The 16,426-nt window shown below is 70.7% G+C and carries 15 protein-coding genes; 8 read left to right on the top strand and 7 right to left on the bottom strand.

Annotated features, from left to right (window positions below; genetic code table 11):
* The first annotated feature begins 162 nt into the window (after positions 1–162).
* Positions 163–1,947: a 2Fe-2S iron-sulfur cluster-binding protein gene (locus TBR22_RS26065; protein ID WP_239490775.1), complete on the top strand. Its 1,785-nt coding sequence runs from the start codon at positions 163–165 to the stop codon at positions 1,945–1,947.
* A gap of 267 nt (positions 1,948–2,214) precedes the next feature.
* A complete protein-coding gene (locus tag TBR22_RS26060) occupies positions 2,215–3,117 on the top strand; it encodes a hypothetical protein (RefSeq protein ID WP_239490774.1) in 903 nt (300 codons plus the stop codon).
* 22 nt (positions 3,118–3,139) lie between these two features.
* Here TBR22_RS26060 and TBR22_RS26055 read toward each other — a convergent pair whose 3' ends face one another.
* Positions 3,140–4,030 carry a diacylglycerol kinase family protein gene (locus TBR22_RS26055; RefSeq protein ID WP_239490773.1) on the bottom strand — a complete coding sequence of 297 codons (891 nt, stop codon included), beginning with the start codon at positions 4,028–4,030 and terminating at the stop codon, positions 3,140–3,142.
* 160 nt (positions 4,031–4,190) lie between these two features.
* Between TBR22_RS26055 and TBR22_RS26050 the strand changes: the two genes are divergently transcribed.
* Positions 4,191–5,450 (top strand): GAF domain-containing protein, encoded by a 1,260-nt coding sequence (locus TBR22_RS26050; protein ID WP_239490772.1) that lies wholly within the window; start codon positions 4,191–4,193, stop codon positions 5,448–5,450.
* Positions 5,451–5,534: 84 nt separating this feature from the next.
* On the opposite strand, the gene TBR22_RS26045 is transcribed toward TBR22_RS26050, so the two are convergent.
* Both TBR22_RS26045 and TBR22_RS26040 read right to left on the bottom strand, forming a co-directional pair.
* Positions 5,535–5,831, bottom strand: a complete 297-nt coding sequence (locus TBR22_RS26045; RefSeq protein ID WP_239490771.1) for a hypothetical protein — start codon at positions 5,829–5,831, stop codon at positions 5,535–5,537.
* 88 nt (positions 5,832–5,919) lie between these two features.
* A complete protein-coding gene (locus tag TBR22_RS26040) occupies positions 5,920–7,083 on the bottom strand; it encodes a PDZ domain-containing protein (protein ID WP_239490770.1) in 1,164 nt (387 codons plus the stop codon).
* A gap of 136 nt (positions 7,084–7,219) precedes the next feature.
* Between TBR22_RS26040 and glnA the strand changes: the two genes are divergently transcribed.
* Positions 7,220–8,575 (top strand): type I glutamate--ammonia ligase, encoded by a 1,356-nt coding sequence (glnA, locus tag TBR22_RS26035; RefSeq protein WP_255665301.1) that lies wholly within the window; start codon positions 7,220–7,222, stop codon positions 8,573–8,575.
* On the opposite strand, the gene TBR22_RS26030 is transcribed toward glnA, so the two are convergent.
* Positions 8,535–9,368: an SDR family oxidoreductase gene (locus TBR22_RS26030; RefSeq protein ID WP_239490769.1), complete on the bottom strand. Its 834-nt coding sequence runs from the start codon at positions 9,366–9,368 to the stop codon at positions 8,535–8,537. The two genes, glnA and TBR22_RS26030, sit on opposite strands and share 41 nt — an antisense overlap.
* Positions 9,365–9,523 carry a hypothetical protein gene (locus TBR22_RS26025; RefSeq protein WP_239490768.1) on the bottom strand — a complete coding sequence of 53 codons (159 nt, stop codon included), beginning with the start codon at positions 9,521–9,523 and terminating at the stop codon, positions 9,365–9,367. Before TBR22_RS26025 ends, TBR22_RS26030 begins: the two co-directional genes overlap by 4 nt.
* Before the next feature lie 118 nt (positions 9,524–9,641).
* Between TBR22_RS26025 and TBR22_RS26020 the strand changes: the two genes are divergently transcribed.
* Both TBR22_RS26020 and TBR22_RS26015 read left to right on the top strand, forming a co-directional pair.
* Positions 9,642–10,574 (top strand): sigma-70 family RNA polymerase sigma factor, encoded by a 933-nt coding sequence (locus TBR22_RS26020; protein ID WP_239490767.1) that lies wholly within the window; start codon positions 9,642–9,644, stop codon positions 10,572–10,574.
* 10 nt (positions 10,575–10,584) lie between these two features.
* Complete coding sequence (locus TBR22_RS26015) at positions 10,585–10,947, top strand: response regulator (RefSeq protein ID WP_239490766.1); 363 nt, start codon at positions 10,585–10,587, stop codon at positions 10,945–10,947.
* A 108-nt stretch (positions 10,948–11,055) separates the two neighbouring features.
* On the opposite strand, the gene TBR22_RS26010 is transcribed toward TBR22_RS26015, so the two are convergent.
* Positions 11,056–12,159, bottom strand: a complete 1,104-nt coding sequence (locus tag TBR22_RS26010) for an LD-carboxypeptidase (RefSeq protein WP_239490765.1) — start codon at positions 12,157–12,159, stop codon at positions 11,056–11,058.
* 23 nt (positions 12,160–12,182) lie between these two features.
* On the opposite strand from TBR22_RS26010, the gene TBR22_RS26005 reads away from it, so the two are divergent.
* On the top strand, positions 12,183–13,928 hold the full coding sequence (locus TBR22_RS26005; RefSeq protein ID WP_239490764.1) for a hypothetical protein: 1,746 nt from the start codon (positions 12,183–12,185) through the stop codon (positions 13,926–13,928).
* Between the two features lie 28 nt (positions 13,929–13,956).
* Complete coding sequence (locus tag TBR22_RS26000; RefSeq protein WP_239490763.1) at positions 13,957–15,558, top strand: hypothetical protein; 1,602 nt, start codon at positions 13,957–13,959, stop codon at positions 15,556–15,558.
* A 146-nt stretch (positions 15,559–15,704) separates the two neighbouring features.
* On the opposite strand, the gene TBR22_RS25995 is transcribed toward TBR22_RS26000, so the two are convergent.
* Positions 15,705–16,400, bottom strand: a complete 696-nt coding sequence (locus tag TBR22_RS25995) for a hypothetical protein (RefSeq protein WP_239490762.1) — start codon at positions 16,398–16,400, stop codon at positions 15,705–15,707.
* Between the last annotated feature and the right edge of the window lie 26 nt (positions 16,401–16,426).

Below are 16,426 nucleotides of genomic sequence, written 5' to 3'. Positions count from 1 at the left end.
GGGCCTTGGGCCTTGGACCCTGAGCCCTGAGCCTTGAGCCCTAAGGCCTGCCCCGAGCCCCGACCCCGAGTCCCGCGGGCCGCAAGCCGCGAGGCTCTGTTAAGATCCCCGATTGGCAGATCAGCTGCCCGACGGTCTCTTTTCCTCGGAAATACTGAAGACATGGACACAGTCACCCTCACCATCGACGGCCGCGAGGTCACCGTTGCCAAGGGCACCTCGGTGCTGCAGGCCGCGATCGAGAGCGGGATCAACGTGCCGTACTACTGCTATCACCCCGGCCTCGGGGTCGATGGCAACTGCCGCGTCTGTCTCGTCAAGATCGAGAAGATGCCCAAGCTGCAGGTGTCGTGCTCGATCACCGCGGCCGACGGCATGGTCGTGCACACCGAGACCCCCGAGGTCGTGAAGGCCCGGGCGGGCGTGTTCGAGTTCCTGCTCCTCAACCACCCGCTCGACTGCCCCGTGTGCGACAAGGGCGGCGAGTGCCCGCTGCAGGACTTCTCGTACAGCTTCGGGCCCGACGCGAGCCGCAACGAGTTCCCGCGTCGCGTGTTCGACGGCGAGGGCGTGAAGGCCGACGTCGACTTCGGCCCGACGCTCATGCTCAACCGGAACCGCTGCATCATGTGCACGCGCTGCATCCGGTTCATGCGCGAGATCGACGGCGACGCGCAGATCGGCGTCCTCACCCGCGGCAACTCGAGCGAGATCGCCACGTTCGAGGAGAAGGGGATTCACTCGATCCTGTCGGGCAACCTGATGGACGTGTGCCCGGTGGGCGCCATCACGACGCGCGACTACCGCTTCAAGTCGCGCCCCTGGGACAACCCCAGCGCGGTCGACACGATCTGCACGCGCTGCGAGAAGGGCTGCAACATCACCGCGTGGCTCCGCGCCAAGCCCGAATGGGCCAAGGGCGCGCAGCTGGTGCGCTTCACGCCGCGCCTGAACCCCGACGTCAACCAGTTCTGGATGTGCGACATCGGCCGGTTCGAGTACCACTGGATCGAGGGCGACCAGCGCCTCACGCGCCCGATCCTCGGCAGCGCGCAGGGCCAGCAGGCCGCCTCGTGGAACGACGCGCTCGACCGCACCCGCGACGTGCTGACCGCCGCCAACGGCCAGGTCCGCTTCCTGCTCTCGGCGCACGCCAGTCACGAGGAGCTCTTCGTGTTCGGCAAGCTCGCGCAGAAGCTCCTCGGCGAGCGCGCGCAGCAGGCCTTCGACGTCGCGTGGACGACGTCGACCAAGGTGCAGCCGCCCAACACGAAGTTCGTCGTGCCGCCGGTGGATGCCCCCAACGTCGCCGGCGCCAGGATGCTCGGCCTGGTCGGTGACGTGGCCGGCGCACCCGACCTCGCCGGCCTGAAGAAGGCCGTCGGCGACGGCTCGGTCAAGGTGCTGTACGTGTTCGACCCGGGCCCGGCAGGCTCGCTCGGCGACACGCAGTGGATCGTCGACGCAAAGGCCGCCGGCCGCATCGGCACGCTCATCGTGCAGGGCGTGCTGATGACCCCGCTGGCCGCCGCGGCCGACATCGTGCTGCCCGGCGCCGCCTCGATCGAGAAGGACGCGTCGTACACCAACTACCAGGGGCGCCTGCAGTTCGCCTCGCGTGCCTTCCCGGCCCCGGGCGAGGCCCTCGAGGACGCGCTGATCGTGCTGAAGGTCGCCAAGGCCACCGGCTACGACCTCGGCTACTCGTCGGGCGCCGCCATCCGCGCGGCCATCGCCGAGACGCTGCCCAACGAGCCCGGCCTGCAGGGCATCGCCGACGCGGCCTTCGGCGAGGCGCGCGCCGCCCGCCACTGGCTGCAGTCGAGCAACGCGTCCGAGCGCGTCAAGTGGGACACGCTCTTCCAGGACCTGCCGCCGGTGAAGTTCGCCGACATGCTCAAGCCCAAGCCGGCCGGCGACGTCATCCCGCTGCGCAAGGTGGATTAGCAGGCTCACGGCTCGAGGGCAGAAAGCCTTCCCTCGGGCTTACGGGTTACGGAAGAGGCGCCTCTCACGGGGCGCCTTTTCATTGCTCATGAGTCATGAGTCATGAGTCATGAGTCTTGAGCCCGCGCGTCGAGCTGAAGCTCGACGCCTACGGATCCTCCACTCGTCGCCGTTCACGGAGTCGTAGCCGTCGACCTTCAGGTCGACGGTCAGGCGTGGCCTAGCCCTTGCAGACTCCTACTGCATGATCTGCACGAGGAGGCATCGGTGAGCATTTCTTCACATATCCGTATCGTCGCCATGGCCGGGCTGCTCGTCGGCTCCGCTGCAAGCCCGGTCCTGCGCGCACAGGGCTCCGACGACGTCACCGTGTTGCTGCGGTCGGGCGAACGCGTCAGCGGACGGCTCGAGGACCTCAACGGTGGCACGTTATACGTCCGCGTCAGCCCCAACGACCAGCGGCGCATTCCAGTGAGCCAACTGGTCGTGATCGACTACGTCGGCGGGGCGCGCGGCCTGCCCGACACGGAGACCTCGGCAGCGCGGGGCACCGACCATGTCGTCGTCATGCGCAACAGCCAGCTCGTGCCCGGGCGCCTCGTCGACATCGAGGGGGGCGTCGGGTCCGACAAGGAGAACGACAGGCGCGTGTTCGTGTTCAGGACCACCGCCGGTGAGGAACGGCGCATCCCGGCCGAGCAGGTGGGTCGCGTCTACCTCGGCGAGTACCCGGGCACGCAGGCGGCAGCGCCCGGCACCGGTTCGTCTTCTGCCAACGCGGCGATGATGCCGTCGTCGGCATCCGGCGTGCGCGTGCCTGCCAACCAGCCCTGGACGCCCACCGGCATCCGCGTCGTCGAAGGCCAGTTGGTGACGTTCTCCGTGCAGGGCGAGGCGCAGCTCAGCGCCGCGCCGGAAGACCGCGCCAGCTCTGCGGGTGCGGCGAGCGGCCGCCGCGCCGACCGCGCACCGCTGCCGAGCGCCCTCGCCGGTGCACTCATCGGCCGGGTCGGCAACGGCGCGCCGTTCGGCATCGGCAACCAGTCGCTCGTCCCGATGCCGGGCACTGGCGAACTGTTCCTCGGTGTCAACGACGACGAGGTGGGCGACAACAGCGGTGGCTTCGTGGTGGACGTCAAGCCGCAGGCAGCGCCGCGCCGCCGACGATAGCAGGGGACCGAAGCACCCCGCCCTACGGGGTCATCACGCGCAGGCTGTGCGGGCGCACCTCGAAGATGCGCCTCGTCGCGCTGTCGAACACCTCTCCGTCGAGGTGTATCGGCAGCGCGTCCGACTGCGACAGCACCACGCGCCGGGCGCGCGCCGTGAACACGCCCGGCACCACCGGCAGCGTGCCGTTGAACAGGCGCCAGCCATGACGCACCAGCCGCGACAGGGTGATGCGCGGCACCGCCACCACGTCGAACTGGCCGTCGTCGAACGCTGCGCCGGGAGCCACGCGGGCCCCGTGTCCGTACTGCTGGCCGTTGCACACGACGACGAAGTGGCCATCGACGACGATCGGCGCGTCGTCGTCGATCCCGATGGTGAAGGTGCGGCTGTCGAACGTGCGCCACTCGTGGAAGATCGAGGTGACGTAGGGCACCAGGCCGCGCCGCAGGTTGCGCGTGTTGAAGCGCTCCGCGACCGCGGCGTCGAAACCGACGCCCGCGAGGTTCAGGAAGGGCCGACCGTCCACCAGTCCCGAGTCGATGTCGCGCGCCCGGCCGTGCATCGCCACCGCGACCGCCGCTTCCGGATCGAGCGGCAGGCCGAGACCGCGCGAGAACCCGTTCCCCGATCCGCCGGGCACGATGCCCAGCGCGTGACCGGAGTCGAGCAGCGCCCCCGCGACCTCGTTCAGCGTGCCGTCGCCACCCCACACCACCACCCGGTCGGTGCCCGCCGCGAGTGCGTCCCGCACGGCGCGGGCGCCGTCGCCAGGCCCCGTTGTTACGGTCGCGCGGATGGTCGTCGCCCCGTGCGCTCGCAGCACCTTGCTGACGAATCCGACGCGCTCGGCGCGTCGCACCCGTCGCAGGTTGGGCCCCGATGCAGGGTTGACGATGAGGTCGACGATCACGTGAGGTGTGGTTCAGGTGGCGGCGGCCCTCACCGCGCCAGGCGAAGCCGACGCGCCCCGATTTCAAATTTCAGATTGCCAGCGCCGCAGTTGCTATAGTACCGACCTGCATGCATCCGAACGCGTGGTGTGGCAGCAAAGCCCTCGGAGTCGTGACGGCATGACGCGACCAGCAGTCCGCATCACCCTGGTGCTGCTGCTCGTCGCGGGCCTCGCGGCAGCCGCGTGGCAGTCCTACGTCCTCGAGAAACGTCGTCTCGACGGCCTCCGCCAGCAACAGTCGCTCGACGCGCTGCGCGACCAGGTGATGCACGGGCTCGATGATTCGCGCACCGCGCAGCAGGCGTACCTGGCCAAGGGGCAGGGCCTCGACTTCTGGGAAGCCCGGTTCGCCGAGGCGATGGCCGGCCTCACGCAGGGGCTGACGGCGCTGCGCGCCCAGGCCGAGGGCCAGCCAGCGGCCATCGAGGCGCTCGACGACGCCGATCGCGCGCTCAAGGTCTACGAGGGCATCGACCGCAAGATCCGGGGCTTCGTCGTCAACGGCACTGACCTCATGGCGGCCGACACGGTGTACGAGGACGGGCTCAAGACCTCGACGATCGTCCGCACCAAGGTGGACGAAGCCGTGGCCGCCCTCGTCGGACCGGCGCGCACCGGCTACGACCAGCGTCGGCTCCAGTACGTCCTGGCCGGCACCGCCGCAGGCGCCGGACTGCTGGTGTCGTTGCTCCTGCTGCCGACCGGACGCAGCGAGGAGCCCGCGGTCGAACTGCACGCGCCCGAGTCCTCACTCCACTTGAACGAACGTGCCGGTCGGGTCGATGCCCCGGTCGCCGCGCCCGCCGCCGAGGGCCTGAGCCTCGCGCCGCCGGCCCGCGTCGAGGCGCCGGCGCCTGCCCCCGCGCCCGCCCCCGCCGCTGTCGCGGTCACGGCGCCAGCCGAGCCGCGGCGCGTCGCTGGCGTCGTCGGCGACGACGCGCTCGATGCGACGGCGAGGGTGTGCACGGACCTGGCGCGCGTGAAGGATGCCGACGAACTGCGCGACGCCCTGGGCCGCGCGGCGCGCCTGCTCGATGCGGCAGGGGTGATCGTGTGGGTGACCGATGCGACCGGCAAGTCGCTCAAGCCGTTGTTGACCTACGGGTATCCGGACGAGGCGCTGCGGCGCATCCCGACGTTGCCGCGCGACTCGGACAACGCGACGGCGGCCGCCTGGCGTGCGGCCGTGACGCAGGTGGTGGACGCCACCGAGACCGCGCCGGGCGCGATTGCGGTGCCGCTGCTCGTGCCTCAGGGGTGTGTGGGAGTGCTGGCCGCCGAAATCCGCCACGGCCGGGAGGCCGCCGCGGCGACCCGCGCGCTCGCGCAGATCGTCGCCGCGCAACTGGCGGTGCTCATCCCCTCGGAGACGGCTTGAGGGCGGAGACGGCTTGAGGGCCAGGCGCGGTCTCTCCGACCGCGCCCCTGGTGGCAGGCGGCGCGCCGTCTGCCGCTTCCTGCCTCAGGCTCGCTCCTCGCTACGAGCGACCCCACGGGGTCGCTCGGCTCTGGCGCCTCGCATCCGCTGGGCGTCCTCGTCGCATCCCTTGTTGGGCTGCGGCTTGATCACCAGGCGCATCTGCGACACATCGGGCCGCGGGACCCGTGGTGGCGGGGGCACGGGCAGGTCGATGGGAGTGCTGCCGGCCAGCAGCGCCAAATCGCTGCCGAGCGGCAGAGTGATCGGGGTCGCGGCATGCGCCACGGTGCTCAGGCCGAGCACGCACACGCCGATTCCGGCACGCAGCGCCATCATCATCACTGACTCTCCTCGTTCTTGCAGGGACACGTCACCGATGTCGTACTGAGACGGAGGAGCGGAGGCCGCAGTTCGGCCTCCGTGACGACTATGCCGTGAACCGGCGGCTCCGTGTGACGACCCGGTCGCCAGACGTGGCAGCCGGGGCCTGGAGCGTGACCTGGATGGTCTGCGCCTTCTTGTCGCGGACGATTTCCACCGGCACGGCCTTGCCGTCGGCCACGCCCTCGAGGTTCTCGATGATGTCGCCCACGTCGGCGACGGGCTTGCCGTTGACCGACGTGATCACGTCGCCGGCCTTGATGCCGGCCTTGGCTGCGGGGGTGTTCTCGTTGACCTGCGACACCAGCACGCCAGCCTTCGCCCCGAAGTAGGTCGCCAGCTGCGGCGTGAGCGGTTGGGCGATGACGCCCAGGCGACCCCGGCTCGTCCGGATGCGCACGTCGCCCTCGGGTCCGCGGCGGTAGAAGAACTGGCGTTCCTGTCCCTCACCGGGCGGCGGCGTCACGAAGACGTCGAACTGCTCCCTGTTCCCCGGTCCCTCGGGGCCGCCGGGCCCGACCCGACGCTCGAAGCGGTGGACCATCGGTCCTTCACCCCCGCCGCGCATCGTCATCCGGCGTGGCGCCGGGCGCTCGGGCGTCACCGTCGCGGTGCCGCGCGTGGCGCCGCGGACGTAGCTCACCTGCAGCGCCTTGCCGTCCGGCGACTCGGCAACCACCCGCGACAACTGGCGGGCGCTCCGCACCGTCTCGCCGTCGACCGTGAGGATGATGTCGTTGACCTGAAGGCCGCCCTTGGCGCCGGGGGACTCGGCAGGCACCTCGACCACGAAGGCACCGGCGATGCCGGGGAGGCCGGCTGCCTTGGCCTCGTCCGCCGTGACGTCACGGGCCCGGACGCCGATCCGCAGGCGGTCGCCGCCGGCCAGATCGCCCAGTTCCTGCATCGCGTCGTCGACGATCACCTTCACGTCGACGTCCTTGACGGCGTCCTGAGCCGCCCTGGTGGCCTGCTCGACCATCTGGCGGACATCGATGTCGAACTGTCCATTGCGGATGCCGGCCTGCTCGAGCGCCTTCTCGACGATCTGCTCGATGTCGCGGCCCGGCGCCTGCTTGGGCACGTCCTGGCCGGCGTCCTCGATGGGCGTGACCGCTGATTCACCTTGAACGAGTGGGTGGGCGGCGAGCACGCCGGTGCTCACCAGGGCGACGGTGGCCGCTCCGGCCATCCAGAGTCGGGTCTGCATGTTGTACGCCTCCTGCGTGTTTCCTCGGCAGATGAGACGGCAAGTGTGTCCCGAAGGTTGACCCGGCGGGGATTACACTTGTGACAGACTCCGCGGGACGTCGAAGCGGAGCGATCGACACGTCAGGGAGAGCGCTTTGAGCGATCAAGTACAGGACCAGGCCCTCGCGGCGCGCAAGCGGGAGATCCTCGCCGAAGCCGAGGCCGCGGGCGTCAAGTTCCTGCGCCTGCAGTTCACCGACATCCTGGGCGTCATCAAGAACGTCGAGGTGCCCGATCGGCAGTTCGCGACGGCGCTCGACGGCAAGGTGATGTTCGACGGGTCCTCGATCGAGGGGTTCGTGCGGATCGAGGAGTCGGACATGTACCTGACCCCCGACCTGTCGACGTTCCGCATTTTCCCGTGGACCGATCCCTCGGGCGAGAAGGTCGCCAGGCTCATCTGCGACATCACCAACCCCGACGGCAGCGGGTTCGCCGGTTGTCCTCGCCAGACGCTCAAGCGGGCCATCGAGGAGGCCCGGCGGCGTGGGTTCACGATGAGCGCCGGCCCGGAGGCCGAGTTCTTCCTGTTCCAGACGCGCGACGACGAGCCGACCACCGAGACGCACGACGCGGCGGGCTACTTCGACCTGACGCCGGTCGATCAGGGAGAGGACGTCCGGCGGCAGATCGTCCTCATGCTCGAGCAGATGGGCTTCGAGGTCGAGGCCGCGCACCACGAGGCCGCCTGGGGCCAGCACGAGATCGACTTCCGGCACGACGACGTGCTCATGGCGGCCGACAACGTCAGCACGTTCCGGTTCGTCGTCAAGAACGTCGCCCGGCGCAACGGCGTGCACGCCACCTTCATGCCCAAGCCGGTCTTCGGCGTGAACGGGTCGGGCATGCACACGCACCAGTCGCTGTTGCGCGACGGGGTCAACGCCTTCTACGACGCCGACGGCCCCTTCGAGCTCAGTCGCACGTGCATGAACTACATCGGCGGATTGCTGCAGCACGCCGAGGCGTTCTGCGCGATCACCAATCCGCTGGTCAACTCGTACAAGCGCCTGGTGCCGGGCTACGAAGCGCCGACCCACATCGCGTGGTCGGAGCGCAACCGCAGTCCGCTCATCCGCATCCCGGCGCCGCGCGGCGCGGCGACGCGCATCGAACTGCGGATGCCCGATCCGTCGTGCAACCCGTACCTCGCGTTCGCGGCGATGCTGCGCGCCGGCCTCGACGGCATCGACAACGACCTCGATCCGGGCGCCCCTGTCAGCAAGAACATCTACAAGATGTCCCATCGCGAACGGCGTTCGCTGCGCATCGACGAGCTGCCGTCGAACCTCGACGCGGCTCTCGACCAGCTCGAGCGCAGCACGCTGATGCGCGACACGCTCGGCGACCACATCTTCGAGCACTTCATCGAGGCCAAGCGTCGCGAGTGGTTCGAGTACCTCCAGCAGGTCAGCGCGTGGGAGATCCAGCGGTACCTGAAGGTGTACTGACGGCGCCGGGCACCGGCGCGTGACGGTCCAGCCACTCCTGCCACGTGACGGCGCCATGATCGGCGTGGGGGTTGGTGTTCGAGCCAGCCCGGAACGCGCGTGCCACCGGGCCCGGCACCGGAATCCGGATCCGCGGCCTGGTCACGCCCCTGGCCTCGGCCCACAGCCTGCCGAGCGTTTCGACATCGAGCACTTCGGGGCCCACCAGATCGCCAAGCCTGCCGCCGGGACCGTCGCCGATGCAGCGCGCGAGCCGCGCGGCCACCTCGCCCTCGTCCACCGGCTGGAACCGGAAGCCCCTCGGGAGTGGCAGCACGAGGGGCACCCGCGCCAGTTGCCGCAGCAACAGGTCCAGGAAGCAGTGGAACTGCGTGGCGCGCAGGATCGAGTACGGCACGCCGGAGGTGCGGACCAACTCTTCTGCCTCGAGCTTGCAGCGGTAGTAGCCGAACTCGCGCATGCCGGGCCGATCGATCCCGGTGATCGAGACCAACACGACATGGGAGACGCCAGAGCTGCGGGCGTGTTCCAGCAGCAGGCGGGTCCCCTCGACGTCGACGCGACGCGCCTGCCGTGGGTCGGACGCGAGATGCACGATCGCCTCGGCGCCGGCGACCGCCGCGGCCACTCCTGCGCCTGTCATCAGGTCACCGTGGACCCATGCGTCGGTCGACTCGCTCTCGATGCGGCGCGGACGGCTGCTCATGACGCGGACCGCATGGCCAGCCCGCACGAAGTCGGCGACCAGGAGACGCCCGAGATGGCCGGATCCACCCGTGACCAGCGTCGTCATCGCAGGGCTCCTTGCTCACCGAGCGACTGCCGCACCGAGCAAGTCCCGAGCGCCAGCAGCAGCGCCGGCGGGACGACGACCGACGAGAGGAGAAGTGCAGTCACCGCATTGGCCAGCGAGAGCACCGCGGCGCCGAGATGGATGGTCGTGAGCATGAGTGAGCTGTCCTGTGGAATGGGGGAACGTGACGGCAATCACCCTCATCACGCATGGCCGGGGCATTTCGTGACACGCCGCGGCGACTGGTAGGCTTGCGCGACGGAGACGGACGTGGTGGATTCGGGGGGAGACAGCCTCGACCGGGTGTTTGCCGAAGATCGGCGCTTCCTCTGGAACGTCGCGTACCGACTGACGGGCAACGCAGCCGATGCCGACGACGTGCTGCAGGAGACGTTCCTTCGGGCGATGGTCCACCCGCCCGCGGACACGGGCCGCAGCTGGAGGCCCTGGCTCCTGAGGGTGGCGCTCAATCTCGGCCGGGACCTGCTGCGCCGGAGGCGCCGTACCGGGTACCCGGGCGCCTGGCTGCCCTCGCCGGTCGAGGACGGGGCACTGGTGTGGGAGCGCGCCGACGACGCCATGCACCCCGGGCTGCGATACGACCTGGTGGAGAGCGCGTCGGTGGCCTTCCTGCTCGCGTTGGAGGTGCTGACGCCGATGCAGCGGGCCGTCCTGCTCCTGCGGGACGTGTTCGACTACTCGGCCCGAGATGCCGCCGAGGCACTCGGCGTTTCCGAGACGAATGCCCGCAAGCTGCACTCACGCGCGCGGCTGGCCCTGGCCCGGTATGACGCGTCGCGCAGGCCCCTCACCGCGGCGCGGCAACGGCAGACGCAGGTGGCCCTGCAGCGCTTCCTCGATCACCTGGCCGCGGGCGACGTGCGGGGGCTCGAGTCGATGCTTGCGGCCGATGCCCGGGCGATGTCCGACGGCGGCGGCGAGTTCGCCTCGAGCACGGTTCCGGTCGTCGGGCGGAGCCGGGTCGCGGCCCTGTTCCTCGGGCTGTCACGCAAGCCGGTGGCGTCGCAGCGGGTGCAGTCCCTGATGGTGAACGGGCTGCCGGCCATCATGGTGGAGAGATCGGTCCCGGCACGCGTCGCGCCCCGCTACGTGCTGCAGGTCGATGTGGACGACCACGGCCTGGTGACCGACGTGTACGTCGTGCTCGGCACGCGGAAGCTGTCGGCCGTGCCGTTCGGGCGATGATGGAGTGGACATGCGCATCCTGCTGGCAGACGACGACGAGTCAATCGCGATGGTGGCCCGCCTGGGCCTGCGCCGGGCCGGGTTCGACGTCTCGATCGTGGACGAGGGACAGAAGGCGCTCGAGGCGGCACGAAGCAACGCCTTCGACGTGCTCCTGCTCGATTGGAACCTTCCCGACCTGGACGGCATCGACGTGTGCCGGCAACTGACCGCCGACCCCGACTGGCCGAGGGTGCCGATCGTGTTCCTCACCGGTGCGACGCACGAGGGCGCCGAGCAGGAGGCGATCGCGGCCGGCGCGCGCGGCGTGATCTTCAAGCCCTTCGATCCGATGACGGTGGGGGAGCAGGTGAAGGCGATGCTGGCAATTTGAAATTCGACATTTGAAATTCTCGCGGGGCGCGGCTTCGCCACCGCCCCGGCGGATGTTTCGAGCGGTAAGGCCGACAGGCCGGCCGCCCAGAATTGCAAATGTCAAATTTCAAATTACCGCCGCTTCCAGCATCCGGATCGACCCCCGCTCCGCGTCGATCTCGGCCTGCACGCCGAGCGGCATGATGAACTGCCGGTCGATGTGGCCGATCTGGGCGCCTTCCCAGGCGGGCACCTTGAGCGGCGCGAGGTAGTGGTCGAGCAGGTCGCCGATCGTCAGCGACCCGTAGCTGCCTTCACCCGGCGAGCACTTGGTGCACCGGCCCCAGATCACGCCCTTCACCTGGTCCAGGATGCCGGCCAGCTTCAGCTGCATGAACATGCGGTCGATCCGGTACGGCGCCTCCTGCACGTCCTCGACGAACAGGATCGCGTCGCGGAAGTCGGGCAGCAGGCCCGACCCGATGATCGTCGTCAGCACCGTCAGGTTGCCGCCCAGCAGCCGCCCTCGCGCCACGCCCGGCGTGATCGTGCGGATGCGGTTCTCGGTCGGCACGAGCTGATCGCCCGCCGACAGCGGGTTGGTGAACGTCACCGCCTCGCCCTGCATCAGCAGGCGCTTGAACCAGCCGACGTTGAAGGTGTTCCACTCCGAGGCGCCGTTCATCCCATGGAACGTCACGAATCCGCCCCTGGCGTACACCGGCAGCAGCAGTGCCGTGATGTCGCTGTAGCCGAGCAGGATCTTCGGGTTGCGGGCGATCGCGTCGAAGTCGAGGTGCGGCAGCAAGCGCGCGCAGCCCCAGCCGCCGCGCAGCGCATGCACGGCGTGGACCCCGGGGTCGGTGAACATCGCCATCACGTCGGCGGCGCGGTCCTCGTCGCGGCCGGCGAGGTAGCCGTGGCGATCGAGCAGGTGCGCTCCCAGCTTCGCCTTCAACCCCAGGGCTGCCAGCGACTCCACCACGATGTCGACGTCGACGGGATCCCACGTGGCCGACGCTGGATCGACGATGCCGACGACGCTGCCCGGGCGCAGGCGCCTGGGCTTGCGCGGCGCCGGCGTGGCCGCGCCCGCTTGCGCCCCTGCGGCCTGGACAAGCCCGCCCCCCTGCCCGGTGCCCGGTGCCCGGTCCACGGTGCCCGCGACCTCGCCGACGGCGAGGGGCGCCACGAGTGACTGCTGCAGGAAGGCGCGACGACTGCTCGACATGCGCGAGATAGTACCCTGCTGTGGTGCCGGGGGAGGGTGGGAACACGACGCGTCCGTCGAGGGGGCGCGCTGCACTGGAGTGGCTCGCGGTCGGGCTGATATTCGCCGCGCTGACCACGGTCGTGACGTGGCCGTCGGTGCCGCGCCTGATGACCCACGCGCCGGAGCATCACGACGCGCTCTTCAACATGTGGCGCCTGTCGTGGATTGCCGAGGCGCTCACGACCTACCCGTCACGGCTGTTCGACCCGCCGATCTTCCACCCTGCGACGCGCGTGCTCGCCTTCTCGGACGCCGTGCTGCTGCAGGGACTGCTCGCCACGCCCTGGCTGGCGGCGGGCGCCCCGCTGCTGCCGGTGACCAACGTGGTCCTGCTGCTGGGCCCGTGGCTGTCGGCCCTGGGTGCCTACCTGCTGGTGCGCGACCTGCTGCCCGAGGGCGGCCAGGCGCGCGGGTTGCACTGGCCGGCGTTGGTCGCGGGCACCATCTTCGGGTTCCTGCCGTACCGGATCGAGCACATCATGCACCTCGAGCTGCAGTGGTCCCAGTGGATGCCGCTGGCCTGCTGGGGGCTGCACCGCACCGTGCGCACCGGTCGCGTCCGCGACGGGGTGCTCACCGCGGTGTTCGTGCTCGGGCAGTTCCTGAGCTGCATCTACTACGGCGTCTTCCTGGTGCTCGCGTTGGCGGTGTCGGCGCCCGTGCTCGTGCTGGCGCGGCTGCGCACCCCGGCCCCCACTGCCCGAGCGGAGGCCGGCACCAGCGGCCGCGACGGCCAGGCCCCCTTGCTCGCCATCACCCGCGCATTCCTCGTCGGCGCGCTCGTGACCATCGGGCCGTTGCTCGCCTACAGCGCCCCGTACCGCGCCAACCAGTCGGCGCTCGGCGGTCGCGGTGCGCACGAGATCGCGCGCTGGAGCGCCAACCCGGGAGCCTTCCTGTCGACGCCACCCGACAACCGCCTGTACGGCGCCACGGCCACCCTCGGCATCCCGGAGGGGCGGCTGTTCCCGGGCATCACCGCGCTGGTCCTCGCGTGCGTCGCCGTGTGGGGCCTGCGTCGCGGCCGGCTGGCTGCCACGGTGCCGATGTACGTCGTCATGACGGTGGTGTCGGCGGTGCTCGCCATGGGCACCAACACGCCGCTGTATCGCGTCGCCCTGGCGCTGCTGCCGCTGCTGCGCGGGCTGCGCGCGCCGGCGCGCTTCGGCATGGTCTTCGCGCTCGGCCTCGCCGTGCTCGCGGCTGCCGGGGCGGCGACGCTGCTGTCGCGCCTGCCCGCCGGTCGTCGGAGACATGCGTTGGGCGCGTGCCTCCTGGCCGCCCTGACGCTGGAGTATGCCTCCAACGTCGGGCCGCTCCACGCGTGGGTCCAGCGGCCGCCCCTGTACGCCCGCTGGCTGAGGCAGCAGCCACCAGGCGCGGTCATCGACCTCCCGATCGCCAGGGCGAGGTCCCTGCCGCACTACGAGGCCGAGTGGACCTTCCATGGCCGCACCCATCGTCATCCGATGGTCAACGGCTACAGCGGCTACTTCCCGCGGGACTACATCGACCTGCTTGGCGCGATGATCGAGTTCCCGCGCGGCGCCAGCCTCGACGCCCTCCGGCGGGTCGGCACCCGCTACGTCGTCGTGCACGAGGACCGGTACGAGCAGGCAGACTTCCTCGACTTCGACGGCCGCCTGCGCCGAACGCCGGGGATCCGCTTCCTGGCGCACGTGCCCGACCCCGACTACCCGGTGAGCATCTACACGCTGGAGCCCTGACGCTGCTCCTGTGCGATGCTGGGGCCACATGCATCGCCGTGACTGGCTTCGCCGGGTCGTGACCGCCGGTGCCGCGGGCGTGGTCCCGGGCAGCGAGGTCGTTCCCGCCCTGACCATGTCGATGGGCGACCACGCGGCGTGGCTCCGGGAGGCGCTGCCGACCTCGCCGGGTGAGCCGAGGCGACTGCGGGCCTACGGCCTTCGCGTGAAGGCGGCCTTCGCGGCGGCGAGCGCGGCGGTACCGGCGCGGGCGTCGACCACCGACGAGACCGACGTGCCGGCGCACCTGGCGATGTTCAGCAAGGGCCTGCCGCACGACGCCTTCGGCATCGTCGATCCGGCGGCGTACGCCGCACTGGCGCGGGCGGCCTCCGGGGCCGGTGAGGCCCGCTTCGAGGACGTGCCGCTCGGCGGGCGCCGTCGCCTCGTGTCGCCGCAGGCCGCCTTCGCCTACGCCCTCGAGGGCCTCGACGCGGCGATGCTCGGCGCGCCGGCGCCGCCGTCGTTCGCATCGGCCACCTTCGCGCAGGACGCGATCGAGGCCTACTGGCTCGCGCTGACCCGCGACGTGCCGTTCGCGATGCAGGCGGTCGACCCGCTCGTCGCGCGGGCGGCGCAGGACCTCACCCGCGCCGGCCGACCGACCTCCCCCGCGTCGCTCGCCGCCATGCCCGGGGCGGCGCGCGGTCCGGTCGTGTCGCAGTTCCTGCTGCGGGCCGTGCCGATGGGGGCGCAGGTGCTCTCGGCGCGCGTGCCGGCGCAGGCGGCAGGGGAGTCCTTCCTCACCACGTGGGACGAGTGGTTGGCGTCGCAGAACGGCGACCTGCCGTCGCGCGACGTCTCGACGACGGGCCGCCGCTACATCTGTTGCGGGCGCGATCTCGCCACGTGGACGCGCACCGACTATCCGGGCCAGGCCGGGCTGCAGGCAGCGCTGCTGCTCGAGTCGCTGCGGGCGCCCGTGACGCCGGATCATCCGTACGTCCGTTCGCGCAACCAGGCCGGATACGTCACCTTCGGCTTGCCCTTCATCGTCGACCTCGCCTCGCGCGTCGCGATGCACGCGCTGCGCGCCGCGTGGTTCCACAAGTGGGTCCTGCACAGGCGCCTGCGTCCGGAGGAACTCGGCGGCCGCATGGAGGCCGCGGCGTCGGGCGCGCCGGTGGCGGCCTGGCCCGACGCCAGGTTCCTGCAATCGGCGGCGTGCGGGGAGGCGCGGCGGCGCACGGGCGGCTTCCTGCTGCCCGTCGCCTGGCCGGAAGGGGCGCCGATCCATCCGGCCTACCCTGCCGCGCACGCGGCCACCGCGGGTGCGATGGTCACGGTGCTCAAGGCCTACTACGCCTCCGACTGGGAGCTGCCCGATCCGGTGGAGCCGACGCCAGACGGCCAGGAACTCGTGGCGATCGACACGCCGCTGACGGTCGGCGGCGAACTGGACAAGCTGGCCTGGAACGTCGCCATGGGACGGGCCTGGGCCGGCGTGCAGTGGCGCGCCGACGCCGATGCGGGCCTCCGCCTCGGCGAGACCGTCGCGATCGGCGTCCTCCGCGAGTTGCGCGAGCTGCTCCCCGAGCCGGACGCGCGCTTCGCGATCCGCACCTTCGACGGCGCCGACGTCATCGTCTAGCCGTTGGCCCTGGCCGAAGACCGGCGCCGCGCGTCGAGCTGAAGCTCGACGCCCACATCATCCGACGACGTAACCGTCGGCCCTGGCCGACGGGCATCATTCGGACACGTAGTCGTCGACCTTCAGGTCGACGGGCCGGCGCGGCGTCAGTCGAAGAAGTAGTGCGCGAGCGCCGACACCCGCGCGCCGCCGATCGACGGGCCGTTACCCAGGTTGAAGTCCTCGAGGTCGTTGCCCCCCGACACGCTCAGCTCGACGCTCGCCTTGAACCGCGGCGCGCCACGGAACCCGAACTCCACGCCGCCCACGCCGGCCGGCTTCACCGTCGTGTCGTCGAAGTCGTTGCCGATGTCGGTGCGGAACACGCGCAGGCCGCCGCCGGCGTACGGCCGCACGTTCAGCGCGTCGTTGCCGAAGTCGCCGATCGCCACGATCAACGTCGGCTCGAAGCGCAGGTACTCGACATCGTCGCCGATGAAGTCCTGGTCGCCGCCGAAGCCGAGGTGCGCCTGCACGCCGACCCGCTCGTTGATCCAGTAGCGGAAACTCGGCCCGATCTCGAACTCCGACAACCCGCCGACTGCACCGAGGCCGACGCTGCCGATCGACGGGCCGGCCGAGGGCCGGCCGCGCCGTTGCACGACGGCGGAGGCGCGCGTGAGCGAGAGCGGCGGGCTCACGGTCGGCGCAGCCTCGACGGCGCGCCGCAGGTCGAGGGGCCACACGCGCGGCGAGGTGTCATGTCGGGCCGACGCGGCGGCGTCGGGCTCGGCGTTGGCGACACCGACGGGCAGCAGGCAGAGCGCGGCGGCGGTGATGACGATGGGGACGATACGGGCCATGTAAGAACTCCCTTCCAGTTCAGGTC

Source organism: Luteitalea sp. TBR-22 (assembly GCF_016865485.1).
Lineage (GTDB): Bacteria > Acidobacteriota > Vicinamibacteria > Vicinamibacterales > Vicinamibacteraceae > Luteitalea.
The sequence above is the reverse complement of the archived record's forward strand: the minus strand, read 5'-3'. Positions and strand labels throughout refer to the sequence as shown.